General features: G+C 73.8%; 22 protein-coding genes. 9 read left to right on the forward strand and 13 right to left on the reverse strand.

The window, feature by feature from the left end; all coding sequences use genetic code 11:
* Window positions 1-154 precede the first annotated feature (154 nt).
* The gene (locus AB0O19_RS28850) at window positions 155-1,000 is read right to left on the reverse strand and encodes an EI24 domain-containing protein (protein WP_363623658.1); all 846 of its coding nucleotides are present in this window, start codon (window positions 998-1,000) and stop codon (window positions 155-157) included.
* 143 nt (window positions 1,001-1,143) lie between these two features.
* Between AB0O19_RS28850 and AB0O19_RS28855 the strand changes: the two genes are divergently transcribed.
* Complete coding sequence (locus AB0O19_RS28855; RefSeq protein ID WP_363623660.1) at window positions 1,144-1,941, forward strand: serine protease; 798 nt, start codon at window positions 1,144-1,146, stop codon at window positions 1,939-1,941.
* 144 nt (window positions 1,942-2,085) lie between these two features.
* On the opposite strand, the gene AB0O19_RS28860 is transcribed toward AB0O19_RS28855, so the two are convergent.
* The 3 genes from AB0O19_RS28860 to AB0O19_RS28870 all read right to left on the reverse strand — a co-directional run bounded on the left by AB0O19_RS28860 (window position 2,086) and on the right by AB0O19_RS28870 (window position 5,354).
* Window positions 2,086-3,276 (reverse strand): helix-turn-helix transcriptional regulator, encoded by a 1,191-nt coding sequence (locus tag AB0O19_RS28860; protein ID WP_363623662.1) that lies wholly within the window; start codon window positions 3,274-3,276, stop codon window positions 2,086-2,088.
* Between the two features lie 165 nt (window positions 3,277-3,441).
* A complete protein-coding gene (locus tag AB0O19_RS28865) occupies window positions 3,442-4,881 on the reverse strand; it encodes an amino acid permease (protein WP_363623664.1) in 1,440 nt (479 codons plus the stop codon).
* 245 nt (window positions 4,882-5,126) lie between these two features.
* A complete protein-coding gene (locus tag AB0O19_RS28870; RefSeq protein ID WP_363623666.1) occupies window positions 5,127-5,354 on the reverse strand; it encodes a hypothetical protein in 228 nt (75 codons plus the stop codon).
* A 162-nt stretch (window positions 5,355-5,516) separates the two neighbouring features.
* Between AB0O19_RS28870 and AB0O19_RS28875 the strand changes: the two genes are divergently transcribed.
* Both AB0O19_RS28875 and AB0O19_RS28880 read left to right on the forward strand, forming a co-directional pair.
* Entirely contained in the window at window positions 5,517-6,572 is a 1,056-nt protein-coding gene (locus AB0O19_RS28875; protein WP_363623668.1) for a Ku protein, read from the forward strand.
* A 44-nt stretch (window positions 6,573-6,616) separates the two neighbouring features.
* Complete coding sequence (locus tag AB0O19_RS28880; RefSeq protein ID WP_363623669.1) at window positions 6,617-6,907, forward strand: hypothetical protein; 291 nt, start codon at window positions 6,617-6,619, stop codon at window positions 6,905-6,907.
* Window positions 6,908-6,964: 57 nt separating this feature from the next.
* On the opposite strand, the gene AB0O19_RS28885 is transcribed toward AB0O19_RS28880, so the two are convergent.
* Complete coding sequence (locus tag AB0O19_RS28885; protein WP_363581736.1) at window positions 6,965-8,353, reverse strand: NADP-dependent succinic semialdehyde dehydrogenase; 1,389 nt, start codon at window positions 8,351-8,353, stop codon at window positions 6,965-6,967.
* A 124-nt stretch (window positions 8,354-8,477) separates the two neighbouring features.
* Window positions 8,478-8,759: a DUF6158 family protein gene (locus tag AB0O19_RS28890; RefSeq protein ID WP_350883625.1), complete on the reverse strand. Its 282-nt coding sequence runs from the start codon at window positions 8,757-8,759 to the stop codon at window positions 8,478-8,480.
* A gap of 173 nt (window positions 8,760-8,932) precedes the next feature.
* Between AB0O19_RS28890 and AB0O19_RS28895 the strand changes: the two genes are divergently transcribed.
* Complete coding sequence (locus AB0O19_RS28895; RefSeq protein ID WP_363581738.1) at window positions 8,933-9,916, forward strand: adenosine deaminase; 984 nt, start codon at window positions 8,933-8,935, stop codon at window positions 9,914-9,916.
* 75 nt (window positions 9,917-9,991) lie between these two features.
* On the opposite strand, the gene AB0O19_RS28900 is transcribed toward AB0O19_RS28895, so the two are convergent.
* The 4 genes from AB0O19_RS28900 to AB0O19_RS28915 all read right to left on the reverse strand — a co-directional run bounded on the left by AB0O19_RS28900 (window position 9,992) and on the right by AB0O19_RS28915 (window position 12,774).
* Window positions 9,992-10,609 (reverse strand): vitamin K epoxide reductase family protein, encoded by a 618-nt coding sequence (locus tag AB0O19_RS28900; protein WP_363581740.1) that lies wholly within the window; start codon window positions 10,607-10,609, stop codon window positions 9,992-9,994.
* Window positions 10,606-11,397: a thioredoxin domain-containing protein gene (locus AB0O19_RS28905; RefSeq protein WP_363623671.1), complete on the reverse strand. Its 792-nt coding sequence runs from the start codon at window positions 11,395-11,397 to the stop codon at window positions 10,606-10,608. The genes AB0O19_RS28900 and AB0O19_RS28905 overlap by 4 nt, the downstream gene beginning before the upstream one ends.
* A gap of 98 nt (window positions 11,398-11,495) precedes the next feature.
* Window positions 11,496-12,155, reverse strand: coding sequence for a hypothetical protein (locus AB0O19_RS28910; protein ID WP_363623672.1), 660 nt, complete (start codon window positions 12,153-12,155; stop codon window positions 11,496-11,498).
* 166 nt (window positions 12,156-12,321) lie between these two features.
* Entirely contained in the window at window positions 12,322-12,774 is a 453-nt protein-coding gene (locus AB0O19_RS28915; RefSeq protein WP_363623673.1) for an SRPBCC family protein, read from the reverse strand.
* A 135-nt stretch (window positions 12,775-12,909) separates the two neighbouring features.
* On the opposite strand from AB0O19_RS28915, the gene AB0O19_RS28920 reads away from it, so the two are divergent.
* Window positions 12,910-13,779 (forward strand): DNA-formamidopyrimidine glycosylase family protein, encoded by an 870-nt coding sequence (locus AB0O19_RS28920; RefSeq protein ID WP_363623675.1) that lies wholly within the window; start codon window positions 12,910-12,912, stop codon window positions 13,777-13,779.
* Window positions 13,780-13,866: 87 nt separating this feature from the next.
* Here the strand turns inward: AB0O19_RS28920 and AB0O19_RS28925 are convergent, their stop codons facing one another.
* A complete protein-coding gene (locus AB0O19_RS28925; RefSeq protein ID WP_363369625.1) occupies window positions 13,867-14,727 on the reverse strand; it encodes an SAM-dependent methyltransferase in 861 nt (286 codons plus the stop codon).
* 228 nt (window positions 14,728-14,955) lie between these two features.
* On the opposite strand from AB0O19_RS28925, the gene AB0O19_RS28930 reads away from it, so the two are divergent.
* The 4 genes from AB0O19_RS28930 (at window position 14,956) to AB0O19_RS28945 (ending at window position 19,087) form a co-directional block, all read left to right on the forward strand.
* Window positions 14,956-15,816 (forward strand): polysaccharide deacetylase family protein, encoded by an 861-nt coding sequence (locus AB0O19_RS28930; protein WP_363623677.1) that lies wholly within the window; start codon window positions 14,956-14,958, stop codon window positions 15,814-15,816.
* A gap of 178 nt (window positions 15,817-15,994) precedes the next feature.
* Window positions 15,995-16,321, forward strand: a complete 327-nt coding sequence (locus AB0O19_RS28935; RefSeq protein ID WP_363623679.1) for a hypothetical protein — start codon at window positions 15,995-15,997, stop codon at window positions 16,319-16,321.
* Between the two features lie 139 nt (window positions 16,322-16,460).
* A complete protein-coding gene (locus AB0O19_RS28940; RefSeq protein WP_363581754.1) occupies window positions 16,461-17,333 on the forward strand; it encodes a sulfurtransferase in 873 nt (290 codons plus the stop codon).
* A 227-nt stretch (window positions 17,334-17,560) separates the two neighbouring features.
* On the forward strand, window positions 17,561-19,087 hold the full coding sequence (locus tag AB0O19_RS28945) for a M1 family metallopeptidase (protein WP_363623680.1): 1,527 nt from the start codon (window positions 17,561-17,563) through the stop codon (window positions 19,085-19,087).
* 93 nt (window positions 19,088-19,180) lie between these two features.
* Here the strand turns inward: AB0O19_RS28945 and AB0O19_RS28950 are convergent, their stop codons facing one another.
* A complete protein-coding gene (locus tag AB0O19_RS28950) occupies window positions 19,181-20,041 on the reverse strand; it encodes an AAC(3) family N-acetyltransferase (RefSeq protein ID WP_363623681.1) in 861 nt (286 codons plus the stop codon).
* 142 nt (window positions 20,042-20,183) lie between these two features.
* Window positions 20,184-21,158: an NAD-dependent epimerase/dehydratase family protein gene (locus AB0O19_RS28955; RefSeq protein WP_363623682.1), complete on the reverse strand. Its 975-nt coding sequence runs from the start codon at window positions 21,156-21,158 to the stop codon at window positions 20,184-20,186.
* Window positions 21,159-21,244 lie beyond the last annotated feature (86 nt).

A 21,244-nucleotide genomic window follows, 5' to 3' on the forward strand; every position in this document is an offset into this window, starting at 1 on the left:
GCCCGGCGTGGGACGGGAGCCCGTGCCGGGTGGCCGGCCGACGCCCTGGCCGCAGCCATCCACTATCGGGGGCCGTAGACGGCGAACCCCGTGTGGGCGGCCTCACATGTCCGGACGGCCGGGATCGGCGCAGGGTGACCGGCCGGTCACCGCCTCAGGAGGTCGCGTGCGGGCTTCCGGCGGAGGGCCGGGAGGCTGGCTCCGCCGCCGGTTCCGGTTCCTGCTCGCCCGCCGGGGCCGCGTCGTGGACCGGGTCGAGGGCGAGGTCGCGGGCCAGGTCCCGGGCCAGCAGGGTGGCGCCCGCGACGGCCCCCGGCATGGCGAGCACCGTCACCAGCGGAACCAGGAACGCCAGGATCAGCGGCGTGCCGAAGCCCAGCGCCAGCCCGAGCCGGGCGCGCAGCAGCCGGATCCGCTCGCGCTGCGGCACCCCGCGCCGCTGGAGGGCGACGGCGGCGAGCTCGACGGTCAGGAAGAAGCCGGACACCAGCAAGCCCAGCGCCGGCACCACCGTCTGCCCGATCACCGGGATGAAGCCGCAGGCGAACAGCACCACGCCGAACGCGGCCACCCGCACCAGGACATGGGCGCTGTCCCGTACCGCGATCACCAGTTCGCGCCACAGTGGCGACTCCGGCGGGGCGGGCGCACCGCCCTCGGTCTCGTCGACCTTCGCGGACAGCGCCTCGTAGAAGGGCTGGCCGACCAGCAGGGTGACGGCGGTGAAGGTGAGCAGCGAGAGCAGCAGGCCGCCGCCGAAGGCGATCGCGGCGAGCGCGTCGCGCAGCAGGCCCTGCCAGGGCGAGCTCCAGCGGTCGGCGAACGGGGTGGCCCAGTCGGCGAGGTCCTTCGACCAGCCGCCGAGGAAGACGAGCGCGACGGCGTACCCGGCCAGGGTGAGCAGCGCGGGCAGCATGCCGAAGCCCCACCAGCGGCCGTGCCGGCCCACCCACTTCTGGCCCCCGACCAGGTACTTCATCCCCGCCACAAGATCTCGCATGGGCGATCACCTTAGGGGCTCCTCCTCCGGAACCCCGCATTGCCGTGTTCCTGCCAGTTTCGACCGGCAGGGCCGGGCCCCTCCTGTCGTGACGCCTGCGGGGCCACCCTCGGTGCTCCCCGACCTGTCGATGGAGGAGCCTGATGAAGCATCAATTCGGAAGATTCATCGTGCTGTTGGCCACCCTGGTGCTCGGCGCCGGCGCGCTCGTGCTGCCCGCCGCCGCCTCGCCCGCACCCTCGGCGCCCTCGCCGGGCGTGGTCGGCGGCACGCGGGCGGCACAGGGCGAGTTCCCGTTCGTGGTGCGGCTCTCGATGGGCTGCGGCGGCGCGCTCTACACCCCGCAGATCGTGCTCACCGCCGCCCACTGCGTCAACGGCACCGGCGCCGACACCAGCATCACCGCGACCGCCGGCGCGGTCGACCTGCGCAGCGGCAGCGCGGTCAAGGTCCGCTCGTCGTACGTGTACCAGGCGCCCGGCTTCTCCGGGGCGGAGAGCGGCGACGACTGGGCGCTGATCAAGCTGGCCTCGCCGGTCGGCGGCAGCCAGGTGAGCACGCTGCCGACCACCGACTCCACCGCCTACGACAGCGGCACCTTCACCATCATGGGCTGGGGCGCCGCGACCGAGGGCGGCGCGCAGCAGCGCTACCTGCTCAAGGCCACCGTGCCGTTCGTCGACGACGCCGCCTGCGCCAACGCCTACCCGGGCCTGAACAGCGCGGCCTCACTCTGCGCGGGCTACGTCGACCAGGGAGGCGTCGACACCTGCCAGGGCGACTCCGGCGGGCCGATGGTCCACCGGGACGCGGCCGGCCGCTGGGTCCAGGTCGGCATCGTCAGCTGGGGCAGCGGCTGCGCCCGGCCCGGCTACCCGGGCGTCTACACCAAGGTCAGCACCTACGCGGCCGACATCGCCGCGGCGGCGGCCGGGCTCTGACGCCGACCGCCGACCGCCGACCGCCGACCGCCGACCGCCGGAGAGCCGAAGAGTCGAAGAGCCGAAGAACCGGAGCGCCCGGGGGATCCCCACCGGGCGCTCCGGCGCGTCCGCCGTCCGCGGTCCGTGGTCAGCCGTCCGTGGTCAGCCGTCCGCCGGGGGCCGGTGCGCCGTCGAACCGCCCAGCCAGGCCCGGGCCCGGCGCCGCTCGTAGGCGATCCGGCCGGTGGCGTCCGGCGGTAGCCGGGAGAGGACGGCGGCCGCGGCCTCGTGGCGCCCGGCCCGGGCGTACGCCCCGGCGAGGCGGCCGGCGACCAACGCGTGGTCGTGCGGGTGGGCGGCCTGGTCCAGGCGCCCCAGGGCGGCGCCCAGGTGGGCCACCGCCGCGTGCGCGTGGGCGGTGTGGCCGGTGCGGACGGCGAGGTCCCGGTGGCAGGTGCCGTGGGCGACGCCCAGCACCAGGGCGGCCCGGGCGGCCCCGGGCGCCGGCTCGCCGGCCCGCAGGGCGGCCTCGGTCAGCCGTTCGGCGTCCGCCAGGGCCCGCCACGTCTCGGGCGCCGCGCCGGCCAGTGCGTGGGCGTGCGCCTGGGCGAGGGCGGCCCAGGCGCGCAGGCCGGGCAGGGTGCGGGCGGTGGCGTGGGCGGCCTCGGCCAGGGCGAGGGCGGTGGCCGGGTCGCCGCTCCACCAGTGCAGGGTGCTCTGCCGGGCGAGCAGGGCGGCCGCGGTCGGCTGGTCGTCGGCGGCGCGGGCCCACTCCAGCCCGGCCGCGTACCAGCCGAGCGCGCGGGTGCGGCGGTCCCCCTCGAAGTGGGCCCAGCCCGCGAGTTCGGCGTAGCGGGCGGCGAGCGAGCGGACGGCGGGGGCGGTTTCGCGCGGGGCGGCGTGCTGCCAGGCGGCCAGGGTGCGGGCGTGGTGTTCGAGGACGCTGGCGAGCTGTTCGCCGCCGGTGTGGGTGGCGGCCGCGCGGTAGACGTCGAGCAGGTGGCCGAGCACGGCGAAGGTGGCGGCGTCCGGTCGGCCCGTCGGGGGCCCTGTGCCGCTCTCGCCGAGGGGTGGCAGGGCCGGGGCGGAGAGTTCGCCGAGGTGCTCCCGCTCCTGCCGGACGGGTTGCCAGAGGGCTGCCAACTCGCCTCCGGTGAGCAGGAGTTCGTCGGCCCGGGCGGGGAGTCCCGGGGGTGGCCAGCGGCGGGCGTTCTCCACTCGGCTGATCAGTGAGTTGTGGTAGCCGAGCAGGCGGCCGAGTTCGGCCTGGCTGAGTCCGCGGGCCTCGCGCCAGTGGCGCAGCCGGTGGCCGAAGCGCAGGCGTGCGGACGCGGGGGCGGGGAGGGGTGGCAAGGGGTCTCCCGGGGGGTGGGGGAGCGCTCGTGGGGGAGCGCCATGCCCAGGTATCCCCTTTGACGTGCCATTGTCAAACTGTGGGTCGCATCCCTCGAACGGCACCGGGCCCGGGAGCCTCCGCAACGGCTCCCGGGCCCGGCACCGTCGCGCGGCGCGGACGGGTCAGGAGTCCGCCGCCACCGCGGCCCGCCGCCGTCGGCCCACCACGGCCGAGGCCGCGAGCACGATCGCCGCGGCGACCAGCGACAGGTACATCTGCTTGCGCCCGTCGGCGTCGGTGAACATGTACGCCACCACGAACCCGATCATGCCGATGGCCGTCCAGGTCAGATAGGGGTACAGCCACATGCGGACGGTCAGCCGCTCGGGAGTCTCCCGCTCGATGATCCGGCGCATCCGCAGCTGGGAGAAGCAGATCACCAGCCAGACGAACAGCGCAACCGCGCCGGAGGAGTTGAGCAGGAAGGCGAACACCGTGTCCGGCGAGGTGTAGTTGAAGAACACCGCGACGAAGCCGAAGACCACCGAGGACAGGATGGCCACCCGCGGCACGCCCCGCTTGGTCACGGTCGCGAAGGCCTTGGGCGCGTCCCCGCGCTGGCCGAGCGAGAAGGCCATCCGGGAGGCCGTGTACATCCCGGAGTTGAGGCAGGACAGCACGGCCGTCAGCACGATCACGTTCATCACCTGGCCGGCGCCCGGGATGCCCACGTGCTCCAGCACCGCCACGTACGGGCTGCCCTTGACGGCGTCCGAGTCCCACGGCAGCAGGGTGACCACGAGCAGGATCGAGCCCAGGTAGAAGATCCCGATGCGCCAGATCACGCTGTTGGTGGCCTTGCTGACCGCGCGCTCCGGGTCCTCCGACTCGCCCGCGGCCAGGGTGACGATCTCGCTGCCCATGAAGGCGAAGACCACCGTGAGCATGCCGGTGAACACCGCGCCCACGCCGTGCGGCAGGAAGCCGCCGTGGCCGGTCAGATTGCTGGTGCCGACCGCGTGGGTGCCGGGCAGCAGGCCGAAGACGGCGAGCGTGGCGATCACCAGGAACGCGGCGATCGCCACCACCTTGATCCCGGCGAACCAGAACTCGAACTCGCCGTAGGAGGCCACCGAGAACAGGTTGGTGGCGGTCAGCACCGCCATCACGAGCAGCGCGAACGCCCACTGCGGCACGCCGGGCATCCAGGCGTTGAGGATCTTCGCGCCGGCGGTCGCCTCCACCGCGAGCACCACGACCCAGAAGAACCAGTACAGCCAGCCGATGGTGAACCCGGCCCAGCGGCCGAGCGCGCGGTCCGCGTACGCCGAGAACGAGCCGCTCTGCGGGTCGGCCGCCGCCATCTCGCCGAGCATCCGCATCACCAGCACGACCAGCACGCCGGCCAGCGTGTAGGAGAGCAGGATGCCCGGCCCGGTGGTGGCGATGCCCGCGCCGGAGCCGACGAACAGGCCGGCGCCGATCACCCCGCCGATGGCGATCATCGACAGGTGGCGGTTCTTGAGCCCCGCCTTCAGGTGGCCCTCGCCGCCGTGCCCGGGCGGCCCGGCCTGCTGGGGGACCTGGGCGGCTGCCGCAGGCCTGGTGGTGTCCGCACTCATCAGATGAGCCCTGTGCCTTTCCCGCGCGCGGCGCGACCCTCGGCTCGTTGCGCCGGAGGGTGGGGGACGGACCCGCGCATTGCGGTGCAACCTAACTTCTACGGCCGCGTATCGGAACAGAGCATCCGTAAATGTTCGGTAACCGGACGCAAAAAGCCAGGTCAGAGCGGGTGGAAAAGCGGTGCGAAAAGCTCAAATCTGACGCACCGCCAATGCGTCGGAGGCGCTCGGACCCCTGTCGCGGCTCACGGCCCGCGCAGGTCCAGCACGGTGATCCGCGCCGCGTCCGCGGGCCGGCCGGTCAGCCGCGCCGCCAGGATCCGGGGGATGTCGTCCTCCTGCGAGTATCCGGGCACCACCTCGACCTCCGCCCGCCGCACGCCGGCCTCGCCCCGCACCGCGTACACCACCCGGTACACGGTCCGCTCCGGCGGCGGCGGCGGTGCGCCCTGCGCACGGCTCCGGACGGTCATCGGCATCGACCTCCTCGGCCCATTGTCGGCCCGGTGTGGCCGATCGGGGCAAACCCGGGCACAGTGGGATTCTCGGCACGTCCTCGGCACGTCCTCGGCGGGAGGGCGCCGGGCCGGGCGGGAACCTCCGGCAACGGGAAACTCCGGGAAGGAGCGACCCCCATGCAGACCACCTGGAAGGGGACGATCAGCTTCGGGCTGGTCAGCATCCCCGTCCACCTCTACTCGGCCACCCAGGAACACGACGTCCCGCTGCACCAGGTGCACGCCAAGGACGGCGGGCGGGTGCGGATGAAGCGGTACTGCGAGCGGGAGGAGAAGGAAGTCCCGTACGCGGAGATCGCCAAGGGCTACGAGTCCCCCGACGGCCGGACCGTCACGCTCACCGACGAGGACCTCGCCGACCTGCCGCTGCCCAGCAAGAAGATCATCGACGTGCTGGCCTTCGTGGACGCCGACGAGATCGACCCGCTGATGTTCTCCAAGGCCTACTACGTGGGCGTCGCCGACCAGGCCGCCGCCAAGCCGTACGCCCTGCTGCGCGACGCGCTCACCGCGTCCGGGCAGATCGCCGTCACCAAGATCGCGCTGCGCACCCGGGAATCCCCGGCGGTGCTGCGGGTGCACGACGGCACACTGGTGCTGCAGACCTGCATCTGGCCCGACGAGGTCCGCCCCGCGGCCGGCATCGCGCCCGAGGAGGACGTCACCGTCCGGCCGCAGGAGCTCAAGATGGCGCGGTCGCTGATGGACACCCTCTCCGAGGACTTCGACCTCGCCCAGTTGCACGACGACTACCAGCGGGCGCTCCAGCAGGTGATCACGGCCCGGTTGGAGGGCGTCGAGCTCCCGCACGAGGAGGAGCCGGGCGAGGCGCCCGACAACGTGATCGACCTGATGGAGGCGCTGCGCAGCAGCCTCAAGCGGGCCAAGGGCGGGCGGGGGCACGCCGCCGGGCCCGATGAGGACCGGCCGGAGGAGCAGCAGCCCGCGCCCCGCAAGCGCGCCCCGGTGAAGAAGCCCGCCGGATCGGCGGCCGCCGCCGGGAAGGCCGCCCCGGCGAAGAGGACCGCCCCGGCGAAGAAGACCGCGACCGCGAAGTCCGCGACCGCGAAGACCGCGACCGCGAAGACCGCGACCGCGAAGTCCACGACCGCGAAGGCCGGGGCGGGAAAGACCGCGACCGGAAAGTCCACGGCTCCGCGCAAGGCCTCCTGAGCCCCGCGGATCCGGCAGCCCCCCGAGAACCGGAGGCGATCCCGATGGACCTGCTGACGTACAAGGAACTCGACGCCGAAACCGACCCCGAGGCCCCACCGCCGCACCGGAGCCCGGTGCAGCGGGCCTGGCACTGGCTGCTCGGCCTCAACCCGACCGCCGTCGTGTTCATGGTCGCGCTCTCGCTCGGCCTGGCCATGGTCGGCGCCCAGGTGAGCTGGCTGCCGATGCTGGTGCTGATGGCCATCGTCTGGGGAGCGACCGTCCTCGCCCTGGTCGGCGTGGTCGCCCGCTGGATGACGCCCGGCCGGGGCAGGCACCGCGTGGCGTCCTGACCCGGCCGCGTCCGCGTCCGGCTCGTGCCCGGCTCGTGCCCGGCGGTCCGGGGGTGCTCAGCCGATCCACACCGTGGTGATGTTGCAGAACTCCCGGATCCCGTGCCCGGACAGCTCCCGGCCGAACCCGGAGCGCTTGACGCCGCCGAACGGCAGCGCCGGGTGGGAGGCGGTCATCCCGTTGAAGAACACCCCGCCGGCCTGGATGTCGCGGACGAAGCGCTCCTGCTCGCCCTCGTCCCGGGTCCAGACGTTGGAACTGAGCCCGAACGGCGTGTCGTTGGCGTGCGCCACCGCCTCGTCCAGGTCGGCGACCCGGTAGACCGTGGCGACCGGGCCGAAGGTCTCCTCCTGGTGGATCCGCATGGCCGGGGTGATGCCGGTCAGCACCGTCGGCTCGTAGAAGTAGCCGGTGTCCCAGCCCTCCGGGCGCCCGCCGCCGCACTCGACCCGGGCGCCGTGGGTGCGGGCGTCCTCGACCAGCTCCTCCAGGTCGTCCCGGCCCTGGCGGCTGGCCAGCGGGCCGACGTCGGTCGCCTCGTCCATCGGGTCGCCGACGCGCAGCGCCCGCATCGCCTCGGTGAAGGCGGCGGTGAAGCGGTCGTACACGTCGGTGTGCACGATGAAGCGCTTGGCGGCGATGCAGGACTGCCCGTTGTTCTGCGCCCGGGCCCGGACGGCGGTGCGCACCGCCGCGTCCAGGTCGGCGCTGGGCAGCACCACGAAGGGGTCGCTGCCGCCCAGCTCCAGGACGGCCTTCTTCACCTCGTCGGCGGCGGTGGCGGCGACCGCCCGCCCGGCGGGCTCGCTGCCGGTGAGCGTCACCGCGGCCACCCGGCGGTCCCGGATCACGCCCTCGACCGCGCCCGAGCCGATCAGCAGGGTCTGGAAGCAGCCCTCCGGGAAGCCGGCCCGCCGGAACAGCTCCTCCAGCGCCAGCGCCGTCCGGGGCACGTTGGAGGCGTGCTTGAGCAGGCCGACGTTGCCCGCCATCAGGGCCGGCGCCGCGAACCGGACCACCTGCCAGAACGGGAAGTTCCACGGCATCACGGCCAGCACCGCCCCGAGCGGGCGGTAGCGGACGTAGGCGCGGGCGGCGCCGGAGTCGGCGACGTCGGCCGGGGCCGGGTGCTCGTCGGCGAGCAGTTCCTCGGCGCGGTCGGCGTACCAGCGCATCGCCGTGGCGCACTTGGCGGCCTCGGCCCGGGAGGCGGCGAGCGGCTTGCCCATCTCCTCGGTCATCGTGCGGGCGATCGCCTCCCGGTCCTGGTCCAGCAGGTCGGCGGCCCGGCGCAGCAGGTCGGCGCGGGCGGCGAAGGGGGTGGTGCGGTAGCCGTGGAACGCGGCCTCGGCGCGGGCCAGCCGCTGCTCGATGCCGGCCGCGTCGAGCGGTTCGAAGGTCTCCAGGATCTCGCCGGTCGCGGGGTTGACGCTGGCGATGGGCATGCGGGGCTCCCAGGGGGGGTCGGGGTCCGGTGCGTCTGCGCCTCTCACCCTCCCCGACGGCCCGCCCGGGGGCACGCCACCACCGCCCGGCGTGTCCCGCCGGGCGGTGGTGGCGCGGGCACGTCTACTCGGGCAGCGACTCCACCCGGGCCGCCGCCTCGCGGGCCCGGGCGCCGGCCCTGGTCCGCCCGGCCGTCACCAGCCGGCTGGGAAAGCGGTGCAGGTACTCGGCCTCCAGCTGCCCGGTGCGCAGGGTGTGCCGCTTGAGGGCCTCCTCCGAGCCGTACAGGAAGGTCTCGTGGCGCGTGCGGTGCAGCTGTTCCAGCTCGTGCAGGAGCGTGTCGTTGCCCAGGGCGTGCGGGGAGACGCCCGCAGGCCGGATGTGCGGATCCTCGACGTGCCGCATCTGGTACCTCCTCGGCGGAAGCCCCCTCCTCCAGGGTGCCCGCTGCCCCCGGCCGGTGCACCAGTTCGGGTGGCCGGGGGCGCGCCCGTCAGGCCGGTCGTGATCGAACGGATCGTAGGATGAATGCTTCTGGACTCTTCGCTCCCGCCCCCTACAGCTCGGACAGATCCCCCATGCCGCTCCCCAAGGCCGAACTCCACCTGCACATCGAAGGCACCCTGGAGCCCGAACTCGCCTTCGCCCTCGCCGCCCGCAACGCGGTCGCGCTGCCCTACGCCGACACCGAGGCGCTGCGGAAGGCGTACTCCTTCAGCGACCTGCAGTCCTTCCTGGACCTGTACTACGCGCTGATGGCCGTGCTGCGCACCGAGGAGGACTTCGCCGACCTCGCCGACGCCTACCTCACCCGGGCGGCCGAGGCGGGGGTGCGGCACGCGGAGATCTTCTTCGACCCGCAGGCGCACACCGCGCGCGGCGTGCCGCTCGGCGTGGTGGTCGACGGCCTGACCCGGGCGCTGGCGCGCAGCGAGGAGCGGCACGGGATCAGCACCCGGCTGATCATGTGCTTCCTGCGGGACGAGTCCGCCGAATCCGCGCTGGAGACCTTCGAGGCCGCCCGCCCGTACTTCGACCGGATCGCGGGCATCGGCCTCGACTCGGCCGAGGTCGGCCACCCGCCGGCCAAGTTCCGCGAGGTCTACCGGCGGGCCGCCGAGGCCGGGCTGCGCCGCGTCGCGCACGCGGGCGAGGAGGGCCCGGCGTCCTACATCACCGAGGCGCTGGACGTGCTCGGCGTCGAGCGGATCGACCACGGCCTGCGCTGCCTGGAGGACGGCGAGCTGGTCGCGCGGCTGGTCCGCGAGCAGGTCCCGCTGACGCTCTGCCCGCTCTCCAACGTCCGTCTGCGGTGCATCGACACCCTCGCCGACCACCCGCTGCGCGAGATGCTGGAGGCCGGCCTGCTGGTCACCGTCAACTCGGACGACCCGGCGTACTTCGGCGGCTACGTCGACGACAACTTCCGGGCCGTGCAGCAGGCCCTCGCGCTCGACGAGGAGACGCTGCGCCGACTCGCCGCCAACTCCTTCCGGGCCTCCTTCATCGACGACGAGCGCCGGGCCGAACTGCTGGCCGAGGTCGAGGAGTTCCGCTTCTAGGAACTGTCCTGGGCGGCGGCTGACGGGTCGGCCGCCCGGCCCCGGAGCGTAGGGCCCGGGGCCGGGCGGCCGAGGTCAGAGCAGGGTGCTCCAGTAGTACCAGAACCGGTTGAGGACCAGCAGGGCGATCACCGCGTACCAGAGCGCCGGGACGACCCAGTGGTAGCGCGCCGCCTCGCGGACGACCGGGCGCAGGGCGCGGCCGGTGGGGATGATCCCGGAGCGCAGGTTGTGCAGGGTGGTGTACCAGAACAGCGGGATCATCGAGGCCCAGACCACCATGCAGTACGGGCAGAGCGCGCTGATCCGGTAGAGCGCCTGGTACATCAGCCAGGTCACGAAGCCGACGCCGAAGACCGTCCCGGCCTGGAGGCCGAGCCAGAACCAGCGCCGGTACGTCGCCCCGGAGAGCAGCCCGGCGCCGATCGCGATGACGACCCCGAAGCCGACCAGGCCGAGCAGCGAGTTGGGGAAGCCGAAGGCCTCGGCCTGGTCGCTGCGCATGATCGAGCCGCAGCTGATGATCGGGTTGATGTTGCAGGAGGGGACGTACGACGGGTCCTTCAGCAGCCGGATCTTGTCCAGGGTGAGGACCGAGGAGGCGAACAGGCCGACCGCGCCGCCGATCAGCAGCAGCCAGGCGAACGGGCGGCTCGCGCCGTACGTCCGCGCGGCGGGGGCGGCGGCCGTCATCCGGTCACCTGCTTGACCATCGCGGTGAACTGCTCGGGCGTGGCGGCCTTGCCGCCGGTGAGGACGTCCAGCTTCTTGCCGTCCAGCTTGACGGTCGGGGTGCCGGTGACGTCGCTCTTGTCGAACTCCTCGTTGACCTTGGCCGCCCACGGCGCGTAGGTGCCGTCCTGGACGGCCTTGACGAAGCCGTCGGTCTTCAGCCCGGGCACCTGGCCGGCCAGGTCGAGGAGGTGGTTGACGTCGCCGAAGCCGTCGGTGCGCTCGTCGGGCTGGTTGGCGTAGAGCACGTCGTGGAACTGCTTGAACTTGTCCACGCCCTCGTTGAGCGCGGCGCCGGCGGCGGCCAGCGCGGTGCGCGAGCCCTTGCCGCCGAGGTTCTTGTCCAGGAACGTCGCCAGGTGGTACTCGATCTTGTACGTGCCGTCGTCGGCGAGCTGCTGGACGGCCTTGCCGGTGGTGGTCTCCAGCTGCTCGCAGTACGGGCAGCGGAAGTCCTCGTAGATCTCCAGGGTGTGCGGGGCGTCGGCCCTGCCGTAGGTGATCACGGTGCCGTCCTGGCCGCCCGTGTTGGCGGGGACGACCAGCGGGCCGCTCGCGGCCGCGTCGGCGGAGCCGGAGGAGCCGCCGACGGCGAAGGCCACGCCCGCCACGAGGGCGAGCACGGCAGCGGAGGCGCCGCCGACCACGACCCGGCGGCGGATCCGGTCGGAGCGCTCGGCCTGGGCGCGGGCGGCGCGCATGCGGTCGGTGGCACTGGTCTTGGCGGCGGCCTTGCGGGTGTTGCTCATGAGGTGTCGTCCTGTGCTCTCGGGCGTGCGGGGGTGCGGGCGCGCGGGGCGCGCGGCGAGAGGACCGGCCGGGAGCGGCGCCGAGCGGCGCGCGCCTGTCAGCAGGCCAGGGCGAGCGCCGGCGGACCGCGCCGGACGGCCGGGCGGACGACGACGTCCTCGGCCGGGACCAGGGTCCGGCTGGCCCGGGGGAACGGCACCCGCGCCACCGGACGGGCCGGGACGGGCGCGGCGAGCAGCCGCAGCCAGCGGGCGGCGGCCGGCAGGTGCCGGTGCAGGAAGTCGCCCAGCATCCGGGCGGTGCGGGCGAGGCCGGCCAGCGCGGCGTCCGCGCGGCGCAGCCAGAACGCGCCGGCCAGCGCGATCGCGGCGTGCAGCAGCAGGAGCAGCAGGACGCCGGTCTGCTGGGAGACGCCGTGGCCGAGCAGGAACCCGCCCAGCGAACCGCCGCCGCACAGCAGCGGCTGGAAGCCGCGCGCGGAGCCGGGCGGCAAGGACGGGCAGGTGGTCTGGGCGAAGTCGAACAGCGCGCTGACGCCCAGCTCCAGCGGCAGGAACACCGCCGCGACCGCCGGGTAGCCGCGCTCGCGGCCGGCCAACGCGTACGCCACCGCGAACACGGCGACGCAGGCCAGGGCCATCGGGCCGGCCGGCAGCGCGCGGCCGGTGACCAGCACCTGGCCGAGCCCGGCGAGCAGCACGACCAGCGCGGCGAAGACCGCCGCGCGGAGCGTCCTGGTGACCGGGCCGATGTCCATGGCATCCGAGTCTGCCACAGGTTGAAAGCGAAACGGTCGGGCCGGAGGTCCGCTGTGAAGAGCCTCACCACCGGCGCTGAGCTGGGCTTATGCGGCCCTTACGCGGGTCGGGCCGTCGTGCCCACCGGGGCTGCCCGCCGCGCTCGCCCGGGCCTGCCGGCCGTGCTCACCCGCGTCTGCCCGCCGCGCCGACCCGCTCCTCGACCAGTTCCCGGAAGTGCTCCAGGTCGCCCCGCACGGTCCGCTCGATCGCCCCGGCCAGGGCGAAGCCGCGCGGCCCGCCGAACGCCTCGTGCATCGCCTCCGGGTCGTACTCCACCCGGATCTGCAGCCGGGTGTGCCGGGCGTCCAGCGGCAGCAGCGCGAACGCGCCGTGCAGCCGGGGTTCGTCGAGCGTCCGCCAGGACATCACCCGGCCCCGGCCGCGGTCGGTGATCTCGGTGTCCACCGCCCGCTCGGTGCCGTCGACCTCCACCCCGAGGTGCGCCAGGTTCCGCCCGTGCGGGTGGGCGCTGCGGACGCCGTCGACGAACTGCGGGTACTCGTGCACCCGGTGCAGCTGCTCCCAGGCGGCGAGGACGGGGACGGCGAGGTCGATCTGTTCCTCAAGGATGCTCATCACGGTGCTCCGTGGCGGGGGCGCATGGGGGACGCGGGGTACGGCGCGTAGTTCCAGCCTGCGCCCCGCGCGGGGGCCGGGCAAAGGCACGCCCCCGGGCGGGCGGCCGGCGCGGGGCTGCGGGAGACTGGGCGCATGCCGGAGCTGCCCGAGGTCGAGGCGCTGAGCGACTTCCTGTCCGAGCGGCTGACCGGGCGCGTCATCGCCCGGGTGCAGCCGGTCGCGATCAGCGCGCTGAAGACGTACGACCCGCCGGTCACCGCGCTGGAGGGGCGGACGGTCGGCCCGGTGACCCGGCGCGGCAAGTTCCTCGACATCGAGGCCGGCGGGCTGCACCTGGTGGTCCACCTGGCCCGGGCCGGCTGGCTGCGCTGGAAGGACGGCCTGCCCGCCGAACCGCCGCGCCCGAGCCCGAGGAACCCGCTGGCGCTGCGGCTGCGCCTGGCCGGGGAGGCCGGCGACGGCTTCGACCTGACCGAGGCGGGGACGAAGAAGGGCCTCGCGGTCTACGTGGTGAAGGACCCGGCCGAGGTGCCCGGGGTGGCCCGGCTCGGCCCCGACCCGCTGGACCCGGCGTTCACCCTGGCGGACTTCGCCGCCCTGCTGAGCGGCGACCGGCGCCGGCTCAAGGGCGTGCTGCGCGACCAGGGCGTGCTGGCCGGGGTGGGCAACGCCTACTCGGACGAGGTGCTGCACGCGGCCCGGATGTCCCCGTACAAGCTGGCGTCCAGCCTGACCGAGGAGGAGGCGGCGCGGCTCTACGAGGCGCTCGGCGCCACGTTGCGCGGCGCGGTGGAGCGCTCGCGGGGGCTGGCGGCGGGGGAGCTCAAGGCGGAGAAGAAGCTGGGGCTGCGGGTGCACGGCCGGACCGGCCTGCCCTGCCCGGTCTGCGGGGACACCGTGCGCGAGGTGTCCTTCGCGGACTCCTCGCTGCAGTACTGCCCGACCTGCCAGACCGGGGGGAAGCCGCTGGCGGACCGGCGGCTGTCGCGGCTGCTGAAGTGAGGGCGCGGGTGGGGCGGGCCCGGTGCGGCCCGCCCCACCCGAGGTGGGTTTCCGTGGGGCTCCGGTGGGAGCGGGCCCGGCGCGGGTTCAGCGCTTGACGGCGACGCCGCCCCAGTAGTACGCGGCCTTCGGGTCGGCCGGCGGCTCGCCGTCCGGGCGCCAGGCGAGGACGGGGGAGAGGCCCGGCTCGACCAGGTCCCAGCCGTCGAAGAAGCGCAGGACGTCGTCGTGGGTGCGCGGGACGAGGGTCATGCCGCCGGCCCGGGCGGCCTCGGTGACCTTGCCGACCGCCTCCGGGTCGAAGTCCTGGGTGGGGGTGGTGAGGGCGATGCAGCTGCCGGCGGGCAGGGCGTCGCGCAGGGCGGCGACCCGGCCCCACGGGTCGTCCTCGTCGGCGATGAGCATCAGCACGGCGATCATCAGCAGGCCGACCGGCTGGGTGAGGTCCAGCGTGGCGGTGAGCGCCGGGTCGGTGAACAGTTCCTCGGGCTTGCGCAGGTCGGCGTGGATGTAGGTGGTCCGGCTGGCGGGGCTGGACACCATCAGGGCGCGGGCGTGGGCGAGCACGATCGGGTCGTTGTCGACGTAGACCACCCGGGTGCCGGGGCTGACCGCCTCGGCGATCTCGTGGGTGTTGGGCGAGGTGGGGATGCCGGTGCCGAGGTCGAGGAACTGGCGGATGCCGTGTTCCCGGGCGAGGTGGCGGACGGCCCGGCCCTGGAAGGCGCGGTTCGCCTTGGCCATCTGCTTGACGCTCGGCACGGCCTCCTCGATGGCCTGCCCCATCGCGCGGTCCGGCGGGAAGTTGGTCTTGCCGCCCAGCCAGTAGTCGTACACGCGCGCCGAGTGCGGGGCGGTGGTGTCGACGCCGAACCGTTCCCACTGGCTCAGCTCGGCGGGGTCGTCGTCGGGCCGGTCCTGGTCCGGGATGTCCTGACTTGTCGTCATGGCCACGTCCTCTGATGGCAGATCATCACACTGGGGAAGGCACAGCGTAGCGGTCGGGAGGGGAGGCCGAGCGTCCGGTCGGGGAAGTCGCGGGGAAGCCGGGGGCGGGCGGGGTGCGCTTGCGCCGTCGGAGTGGTGATCGGGCCCGTCTGAGGCGCCATCGGGGAGCGGCGGCGCTACACGGGGGAAGCATTCAGAATGCTGTCAGATCATCAGATTTACGCACGAATGCCCTCGCGGCGACTGCTACTGGTCGCGGCCGGGATGTCCCTGCTCGGGGCGGCCGGCTGCGGCAGCCCCTGGAGCGACGCGGACGACGCCGGGGCGGGCGCCACGGCGCGGACGCCGGGTGCCGCGCCGGAGGCCTCCGGACCGGGCTCCGGGCCGGAGGCGGCCCAGGCCGCCCCCTCCGCGGCGCCCCCGCCCGCCCCCACGGCTGCGCCGCCGCCCGCCGCCGCCCCGCCGATGCCCGCGCGCCGGCGGCTCACGGAGGAGGAGGCCAAGCCGGTCAACCAACTCGACCCGGGCCAGCGGGTGGTGGGGCTCACCATCGACGACGGGCCGGATCCCCGGTACACGCCGACCGTCCTGGCGCTGCTCCAGCAGTACGGGATCCGGGCGACCTTCTTCCTGGTCGGCGAGTGCGCCGTCGAGAACACCGGGCTGGTCCGGGAGATCGCGGACCGCGGCCACCACATCGGAAACCACACCTGGACCCACCCCGACCTGCGGCACATGTCCGACGAGGCGGTGCGGGACGAGCTGGAGCGCACCTCCGACCTGCTGTACCGGACCACCGGGCGCCAGCCGTCCTGGTTCCGCGCGCCCGGCGGGGACTGGTCGCCGGTCGCGCTCAGGGTGACCACCGAGCTCGGGATGCGGCCGATGGGCTGGACGGTGGACCCGGAGGACTGGGCCACGCCCGGGACCTCGGTGATCACCGAGCGGATCCTCAAGAACGTCCGGCCGGGGTCGATCGTGCTCAACCACGACGGTGGCGGCGACCGCTCACAGACGGTGGCGGCGCTGAAGGCGTACCTGCCGGTGCTGGTCGACCAGGGGTACTCCTTCTCGGCCCCGTCGAACTGAGCGGGGGCGCGGGGCGGCGGGTGCGGGTGACGGTTTCCCGATGAAGGTCGCGGCTTTATCGCTTAAACCACCCGAAAGAGTGGCTTGGGAGAACCGTTTCTGCTGATTTTGGGCCTCTAGGGTGATCTCGCATCAATGCATCAGGTACCACCAGGTACCTCCTGAAAGGCCATCAATCATGCGTCTCCGCAACACCGCACTCGCCGTCGCCAGCGCCGTCGCCCTCGTCCTCGCGGTTCCGACCTCCGCCGGCGCCGCCACCGGCGACTTCCTCTACAAGGTCGGCCCCGGCGTGCCGGCCGGGCTCGCCGACCCGGAGAGCGGCAAGTGCATCAACCTGTTCGGGGCCACCGAGAAGGACCCGGCCTTCGCGCCGGAGAACTTCACCACCTCGACGGCCACGGTCTTCCTGGACTTCGACTGCGACGGCGACGTCTTCTACGTCATGAACCCCGGCAAGAAGCTCGGCGACCGGCTGAAGCTGCGCTCCGTGGTCTTCTCCTGAGTGGGGTGGCCCGGGCCGGACGGTCGGCGTAGCGTCGAACTGTCCGGCCCGGTCGCCGGCGCCCCGCCGTGCCCGTGCGCGGCTCGCTGTGCCCGTGGTCGGGCGCCCCAAGCCTGGGCAGAGCGAAGGAGGGCCTGGGATGACCGGCAACGGCTACGCACACCCCGAGGCGCTGGTCCGCACCGAGTGGCTGGCCCGCCACCTGGACGACGGGACGATCCGGGTCGTCGAGGTGGACGAGGACACCACCGCCTACGACCGGGACCACATCCCCGGCGCGATCGGCTGGAACTGGACCACCGACCTGCACAGCCGGGTCGGCCGCGACTACGCCGACCGGGAGGGCGTCCAGCACCTGCTGCGGGCGGCCGGCGTGGAGGACGACACCACCGTGGTGCTCTACGGCGGTAACAACAACTGGTTCGCCGCGTACGCCTACTGGCTGCTGCGGCTGCGCGGCTTCGGGCCCGTGCGGCTGCTGGACGGTGGGCGCAAGAAGTGGGAGCTGGAGGGGCGCGGGCTCACCGAAGAGGTGATGGACTACCAGCACACCGCCTACCGGCTGACCGGGCCCGAGCGCCCGGAGCTGCGGGCGCTGCGGGACGAAGTGCTCGGCAAGGCCGAGCTGTTCGCCAAGCCCGGCTCGGACGCGGTGCTGGTCGACGTCCGTTCGCCCGCCGAGTACCGGGGCGAGCTGATCGCGCCGCCGCACCTGCCGCAGGAGCAGGCACAGGTGCCCGGGCACATCCCCGGCGCGGTGAACGTCCCCTGGTCGCAGGCGGCCAACGACGACGGGTCGTTCCGCTCGGCGGAGGAACTGCGGGCGCTGTACGCGGGGAAGGGCGTGGAACCGGAGCGCGAGGTGATCGCGTACTGCCGGATCGGCGAACGGTCGGCGCACACCTGGTTCGCGCTCACCGAACTGCTGGGGTACCCGCACGTGAAGAACTACGACGGCTCGTGGACGGAGTACGGCTCGCTGGTGCGGGCGCCGGTGACGCTCGGCGGGTGAGGGGGCGGCGGGTGAAGGGGGTCAGGAGCGAGTGGGCCCGGGGGGTGAGGGGTCGGGGCGTGAGGGACGGGTGGGGCGCGGGGGGCCGGTGGGGTGTGTGACGGTGCCGCGGCGGTGCCGTGTCGGCCTGTTTCTTTTCATGAACATCTCACAATTGGGGAGTGGAGCGGGAGCCACCGGGACATGGATCGATCCGACCCATCGTCCCAGTGACCCTGGAGGACCACGTGCGCAAGAGGCTGATCGTCTCTGCTGCCAGCGCCCTGAGCCTGTTCCTGGCCGTCCCCGCCTCGGCGGCCGACTTCCAACCCGGCGCGGCCGGCATCGGAGACCCGTACTACCCGACCTACGGGAACGGCGGGTACCGCGTCTCGCACTACGACATCCGGCTGAAATACCAGCCCGCCACCGACGAGCTGGAGGGCACCACCACCATCCTCGCCACGGCGACCGAGAACCTCTCCCGCTTCAACCTCGACTTCGCGCTGAACGTCCAGGAGGTCCGGGTCAACGGACGTCCGGCGACCTTCGCCACCAGCGGCGAGCAGGAGCTGGAGGTCACGCCCGCCCGGCCGCTCGCCAAGGGCAGCCAGGCGACGGTGGTGGTCCGCTACAAGGGCGTCCCGTCCACCGTGAAGAAGTACGGCTTCACCGCCTGGCTGCGCACGCCGGACGGCGCGGTGGCCGCCGGCGAGCCCGAGTCGGCGTGGTGGTGGTTCCCGAGCAACGACCACCCGAGCGACAAGGCCACCTTCGACGTCTCGGTCCAGGTGCCGGACGGCAACCAGGTGATCAGCAACGGCATCCTGACCAGTGCCGTCTCCCAGGCCGGCTGGACCCGCTACAGCTGGCGCGAGAACAAGCCGCAGGCGACCTACCTGGCCACCCTCGCGGTCGGCAAGTTCGACGTCACGACCGACACCACGCCGAGCGGGCTGCCCGTCTACAACGCGTACAGCAAGGACCTCGGCGAGGACACCGACGCGGCCAAGGCCAGCGTCGAGCGCACCGGCGAGATCGTCGACTGGCTGAGCGGCTACTTCGGCGACTACCCGTTCAGCTCGGTCGGCGGCTACGTGCCCAACGTCAAGACCGGCTTCGCCCTGGAGACCCAGACCCGGGTCTTCTACAGCCCCCGGCAGTTCGCGCGCGGCTCCAACACCTCCGTCGTCGTCCACGAGCTGGCCCACCAGTGGTACGGCGACAGCGTCTCGGTCTCGCACTGGAGCGACATCTGGCTGAACGAGGGGTTCGCCCGGTACTCGCAGTTCCTCTGGTCCGAGCACGAGGACGAGGGCACGGCGCAGGAACTCGCCGACTACGTCTACGCCTCGCACCCGGCCGACGACCCCTTCTGGACCGTCAAGCCGGGCGACCCGGGCGCCGCCAACCAGTTCGCGAACGCCGTCTACGACCGGGGCGCGGTGGCCATCCAGGCGCTGCGCAACGCCGTCGGGGACGACAAGTTCTTCCAGATCCTGAAGGGCTGGCCCACCGAGCGCCGTTACGGCAACGCCTCCGTCCCGGAGTTCCAGGCGTACGCGGAGAAGGTCTCCGGGAAGAAGCTCGGGGACCTCTTCGCCACCTGGCTGTTCACCGCCTCGAAGCCGGCCGCCGGGCCGGCGCCGGCCGCAGTGGCGGCCTCGCTCGCGCCGGGTGCCGGTGCGGGACAGGACGCCGGGCGGCTGCCGGCGGAGCCGAAGTCCTGGAAGAAGATCCAGGAGACCAACTCGCTGCACGACGAGGAGCGTTGATTCCTGGGTCCGTTGAGCCCCCGGATGTGACCTGGTGACCTGGTGACGGGCGTGGTCCGGTCGGCCGCTGGAGGAAGCGGGCGGTCGATCGGGCTACGCCGCTCCGGGGCCGTCCGCCGCCAGCAGCTCGGTGAGGCGGCGGACGGCGAAGGGTATGAGCTCCCGGACCGGGATCAGCCGACAGGGCGCGTTGCCGACCAGCACCTCGCGGATGCCCGCCCGCTCCTCGAACTCCTTTCCCACGGCAGGGAAGTGGGTGTCGTTGTCGTCGCCCACGTCGGGTGCCTCGATCCAGACCCGCTCGCCCTGGATCGCCATCGGGAAGCGCCGGAGCTTGAGGCGGCGGTTGGGCGCGAAAGTCTCTGCGTAGTGCAGGAAGGTGTTGCGGTTGTGCCCGACACCGATCAGCAGCACGTACCCGCCGAGGTCGTGCAGCGCGCCGAAGGGCGACTCGCGACCGACCGCGAAGCCCAGCGAGCGGCGGGCGGTGACCTCGCGGGCGTGCGCCCCGACCGCGGCGACCGAGGCCTGCGGATGCGTGCTGCGCAGGCTCTCCGGCAGCGCGCGCAGCGCCTCCGGTACGGCGCCCGTCAGTGAGGGGAGCCCGGGGTGGAACAGCGGGACGGCGGCGCGCCGTTCGGCGACCTCGGGGCTCGGCAGGCCGGTGTGCTCCGGTGCCGGGTCCCGGACGACGGCGGTGGTGAAGGTGGGCACCGCGACCGTGCCGCCGGGCCCGACCGCCTCGCGCAGGCTGGCCACCACGGACGCGGCACCGCCGTCGACCCGGCCGAGGCTGGAGAGCGAGGAGTGCACGATCACCGCCATGCCCTCGCGGACGCCCACCCGCCGCCAGCCCTCGACGAGATCGGCGGTGCTGAGCGGCGCTTCGAGCGGTGCGTCGAGCGGGGTGGTGCGCGGGCCGGCGCTGTGCGCGGTGGTGCGGTGCGCGGTCATGGTGCCCCCTGGCGGTGCTGTGCAGGTGCTGGTGGGATCGTTCGGGGCCGACCATAGCGCGTGACACTGACAACCGGTCAGGACAGGGTGGCCGTCCGGCAGTCCGTCCTGCTCGGGCGTGCGGTGCCGGGGCGGCGGCCGTTCAGGGCCTCGACCCCGTCGCTTCGGCCAGCACCCGGGCCTCCTGCTCGGGCGTGAAGCCGTGGCCGAGGGGCGGTTCGCCGCGCTCGCGGTCCCAGGCGAGCACGTCGGCGGCGGTGACCGCGAGCGGGGTCGCCGGCAGCCCGGCCGCTCTGGCCCGGGCGGCGCTGCGCTGCTGTCCGGGCCAGAGCGGTGCGGCCCGGACCAGCGGGAAGAACGGCGGCGGCGCGCTCTCCGGCGGCACCGGGACGACCTCCACCTCGGTGCCCGCGACCTCGGCGCAGGTGGCGATCAGCCCGCCCAGTGTGGTCGGTTCGGCCGGGCCGACGGCGTGGAAGGCACCCGCCCGGCCGTCCTGGAGCAGCCGGACCACCAGCCGGGCCAGGTCGTGCACGTCGACCACCTGGACGGGCTGCTCCGGCCGCCCCGGCAGCGCGATCCGCCCGCCCCGGGCGGCCCGGCGCGCCCAGTAGGTGAGCCCGCGCTGCTCGTCGTGGGGGCCGGCCACCTTTCCGGGGCGCACGATCGTCGCCCCGTCCCCGTAGCGGGCGGTGACGTCGTCCTCGCAGGCGACCTTGAGCCGGCCGTACGTCTCCTCGGTGAGCTGCTCGGCGTCGCGCAGCGGTGCGCGGCGCGGGACGGACTCGTCAGAGCCGGGGGCGAGACCGGCGCGCTCGTACACCGCGTGGCTGGAGATGAACAGGTAGCGGCCGACCCGGTCGCCGAGCGCGTCCATGGCCTGGCCGACCTGGCGGGGGCGGTAGCCGCTGACGTCCACCACCGCGTCCCAGCGGCCGCCGCGCAGGGCGGTGTAGTCGCCGGTGTCGCGGTCGCCGATCAGGTGGGCGGCGGCGGGGAAGAGACCGGGGTTGGTCCGGCCGCGGGTGAACAGGGCGACCTCGGCGCCACTGCGCAGGGCGTCGTCGGCGATCGCGCGGCCGACGAAGGAGGTGCCGCCGAGGAGGAGGATCCGCATGGGCCCAGCGTAGCGGCGGGCCGGGGGAACAACGGGTGGTGAGGGGGCGCCGGAGGGCACCGCGCATCACGCGGTGCCCTCCGGAC

Source organism: Kitasatospora sp. NPDC091276 (assembly GCF_040684355.1).
GTDB lineage: Bacteria > Actinomycetota > Actinomycetes > Streptomycetales > Streptomycetaceae > Kitasatospora.

Excerpts from the sequence above, each read along its gene's own strand:
- AB0O19_RS28910 (WP_363623672.1), bottom strand. The coding sequence starts at position 12,155 with ATGGACATCGGCCCGGTCACCAGGACGCTCCGCGCGGCGGTCTTCGCC.
- AB0O19_RS28950 (WP_363623681.1), bottom strand. The coding sequence starts at position 20,041 with ATGACCGCGCACCGCACCACCGCGCACAGCGCCGGCCCGCGCACCACC.
- AB0O19_RS28865 (WP_363623664.1), bottom strand. The coding sequence starts at position 4,881 with ATGAGTGCGGACACCACCAGGCCTGCGGCAGCCGCCCAGGTCCCCCAG.
- AB0O19_RS28895 (WP_363581738.1), top strand. The coding sequence starts at position 8,933 with ATGCCGCTCCCCAAGGCCGAACTCCACCTGCACATCGAAGGCACCCTG.
- AB0O19_RS28955 (WP_363623682.1), bottom strand. The coding sequence starts at position 21,158 with ATGCGGATCCTCCTCCTCGGCGGCACCTCCTTCGTCGGCCGCGCGATC.
- AB0O19_RS28935 (WP_363623679.1), top strand. The coding sequence starts at position 15,995 with ATGCGTCTCCGCAACACCGCACTCGCCGTCGCCAGCGCCGTCGCCCTC.
- AB0O19_RS28920 (WP_363623675.1), top strand. The coding sequence starts at position 12,910 with ATGCCGGAGCTGCCCGAGGTCGAGGCGCTGAGCGACTTCCTGTCCGAG.
- AB0O19_RS28880 (WP_363623669.1), top strand. The coding sequence starts at position 6,617 with ATGGACCTGCTGACGTACAAGGAACTCGACGCCGAAACCGACCCCGAG.
- AB0O19_RS28890 (WP_350883625.1), bottom strand. The coding sequence starts at position 8,759 with ATGCGGCACGTCGAGGATCCGCACATCCGGCCTGCGGGCGTCTCCCCG.
- AB0O19_RS28930 (WP_363623677.1), top strand. The coding sequence starts at position 14,956 with ATGCCCTCGCGGCGACTGCTACTGGTCGCGGCCGGGATGTCCCTGCTC.
- AB0O19_RS28875 (WP_363623668.1), top strand. The coding sequence starts at position 5,517 with ATGCAGACCACCTGGAAGGGGACGATCAGCTTCGGGCTGGTCAGCATC.
- AB0O19_RS28905 (WP_363623671.1), bottom strand. The coding sequence starts at position 11,397 with ATGAGCAACACCCGCAAGGCCGCCGCCAAGACCAGTGCCACCGACCGC.
- AB0O19_RS28940 (WP_363581754.1), top strand. The coding sequence starts at position 16,461 with ATGACCGGCAACGGCTACGCACACCCCGAGGCGCTGGTCCGCACCGAG.
- AB0O19_RS28855 (WP_363623660.1), top strand. The coding sequence starts at position 1,144 with ATGAAGCATCAATTCGGAAGATTCATCGTGCTGTTGGCCACCCTGGTG.
- AB0O19_RS28925 (WP_363369625.1), bottom strand. The coding sequence starts at position 14,727 with ATGACGACAAGTCAGGACATCCCGGACCAGGACCGGCCCGACGACGAC.
- AB0O19_RS28850 (WP_363623658.1), bottom strand. The coding sequence starts at position 1,000 with ATGCGAGATCTTGTGGCGGGGATGAAGTACCTGGTCGGGGGCCAGAAG.
- AB0O19_RS28885 (WP_363581736.1), bottom strand. The coding sequence starts at position 8,353 with ATGCCCATCGCCAGCGTCAACCCCGCGACCGGCGAGATCCTGGAGACC.
- AB0O19_RS28870 (WP_363623666.1), bottom strand. The coding sequence starts at position 5,354 with ATGACCGTCCGGAGCCGTGCGCAGGGCGCACCGCCGCCGCCGCCGGAG.
- AB0O19_RS28915 (WP_363623673.1), bottom strand. The coding sequence starts at position 12,774 with ATGAGCATCCTTGAGGAACAGATCGACCTCGCCGTCCCCGTCCTCGCC.
- AB0O19_RS28900 (WP_363581740.1), bottom strand. The coding sequence starts at position 10,609 with ATGACGGCCGCCGCCCCCGCCGCGCGGACGTACGGCGCGAGCCGCCCG.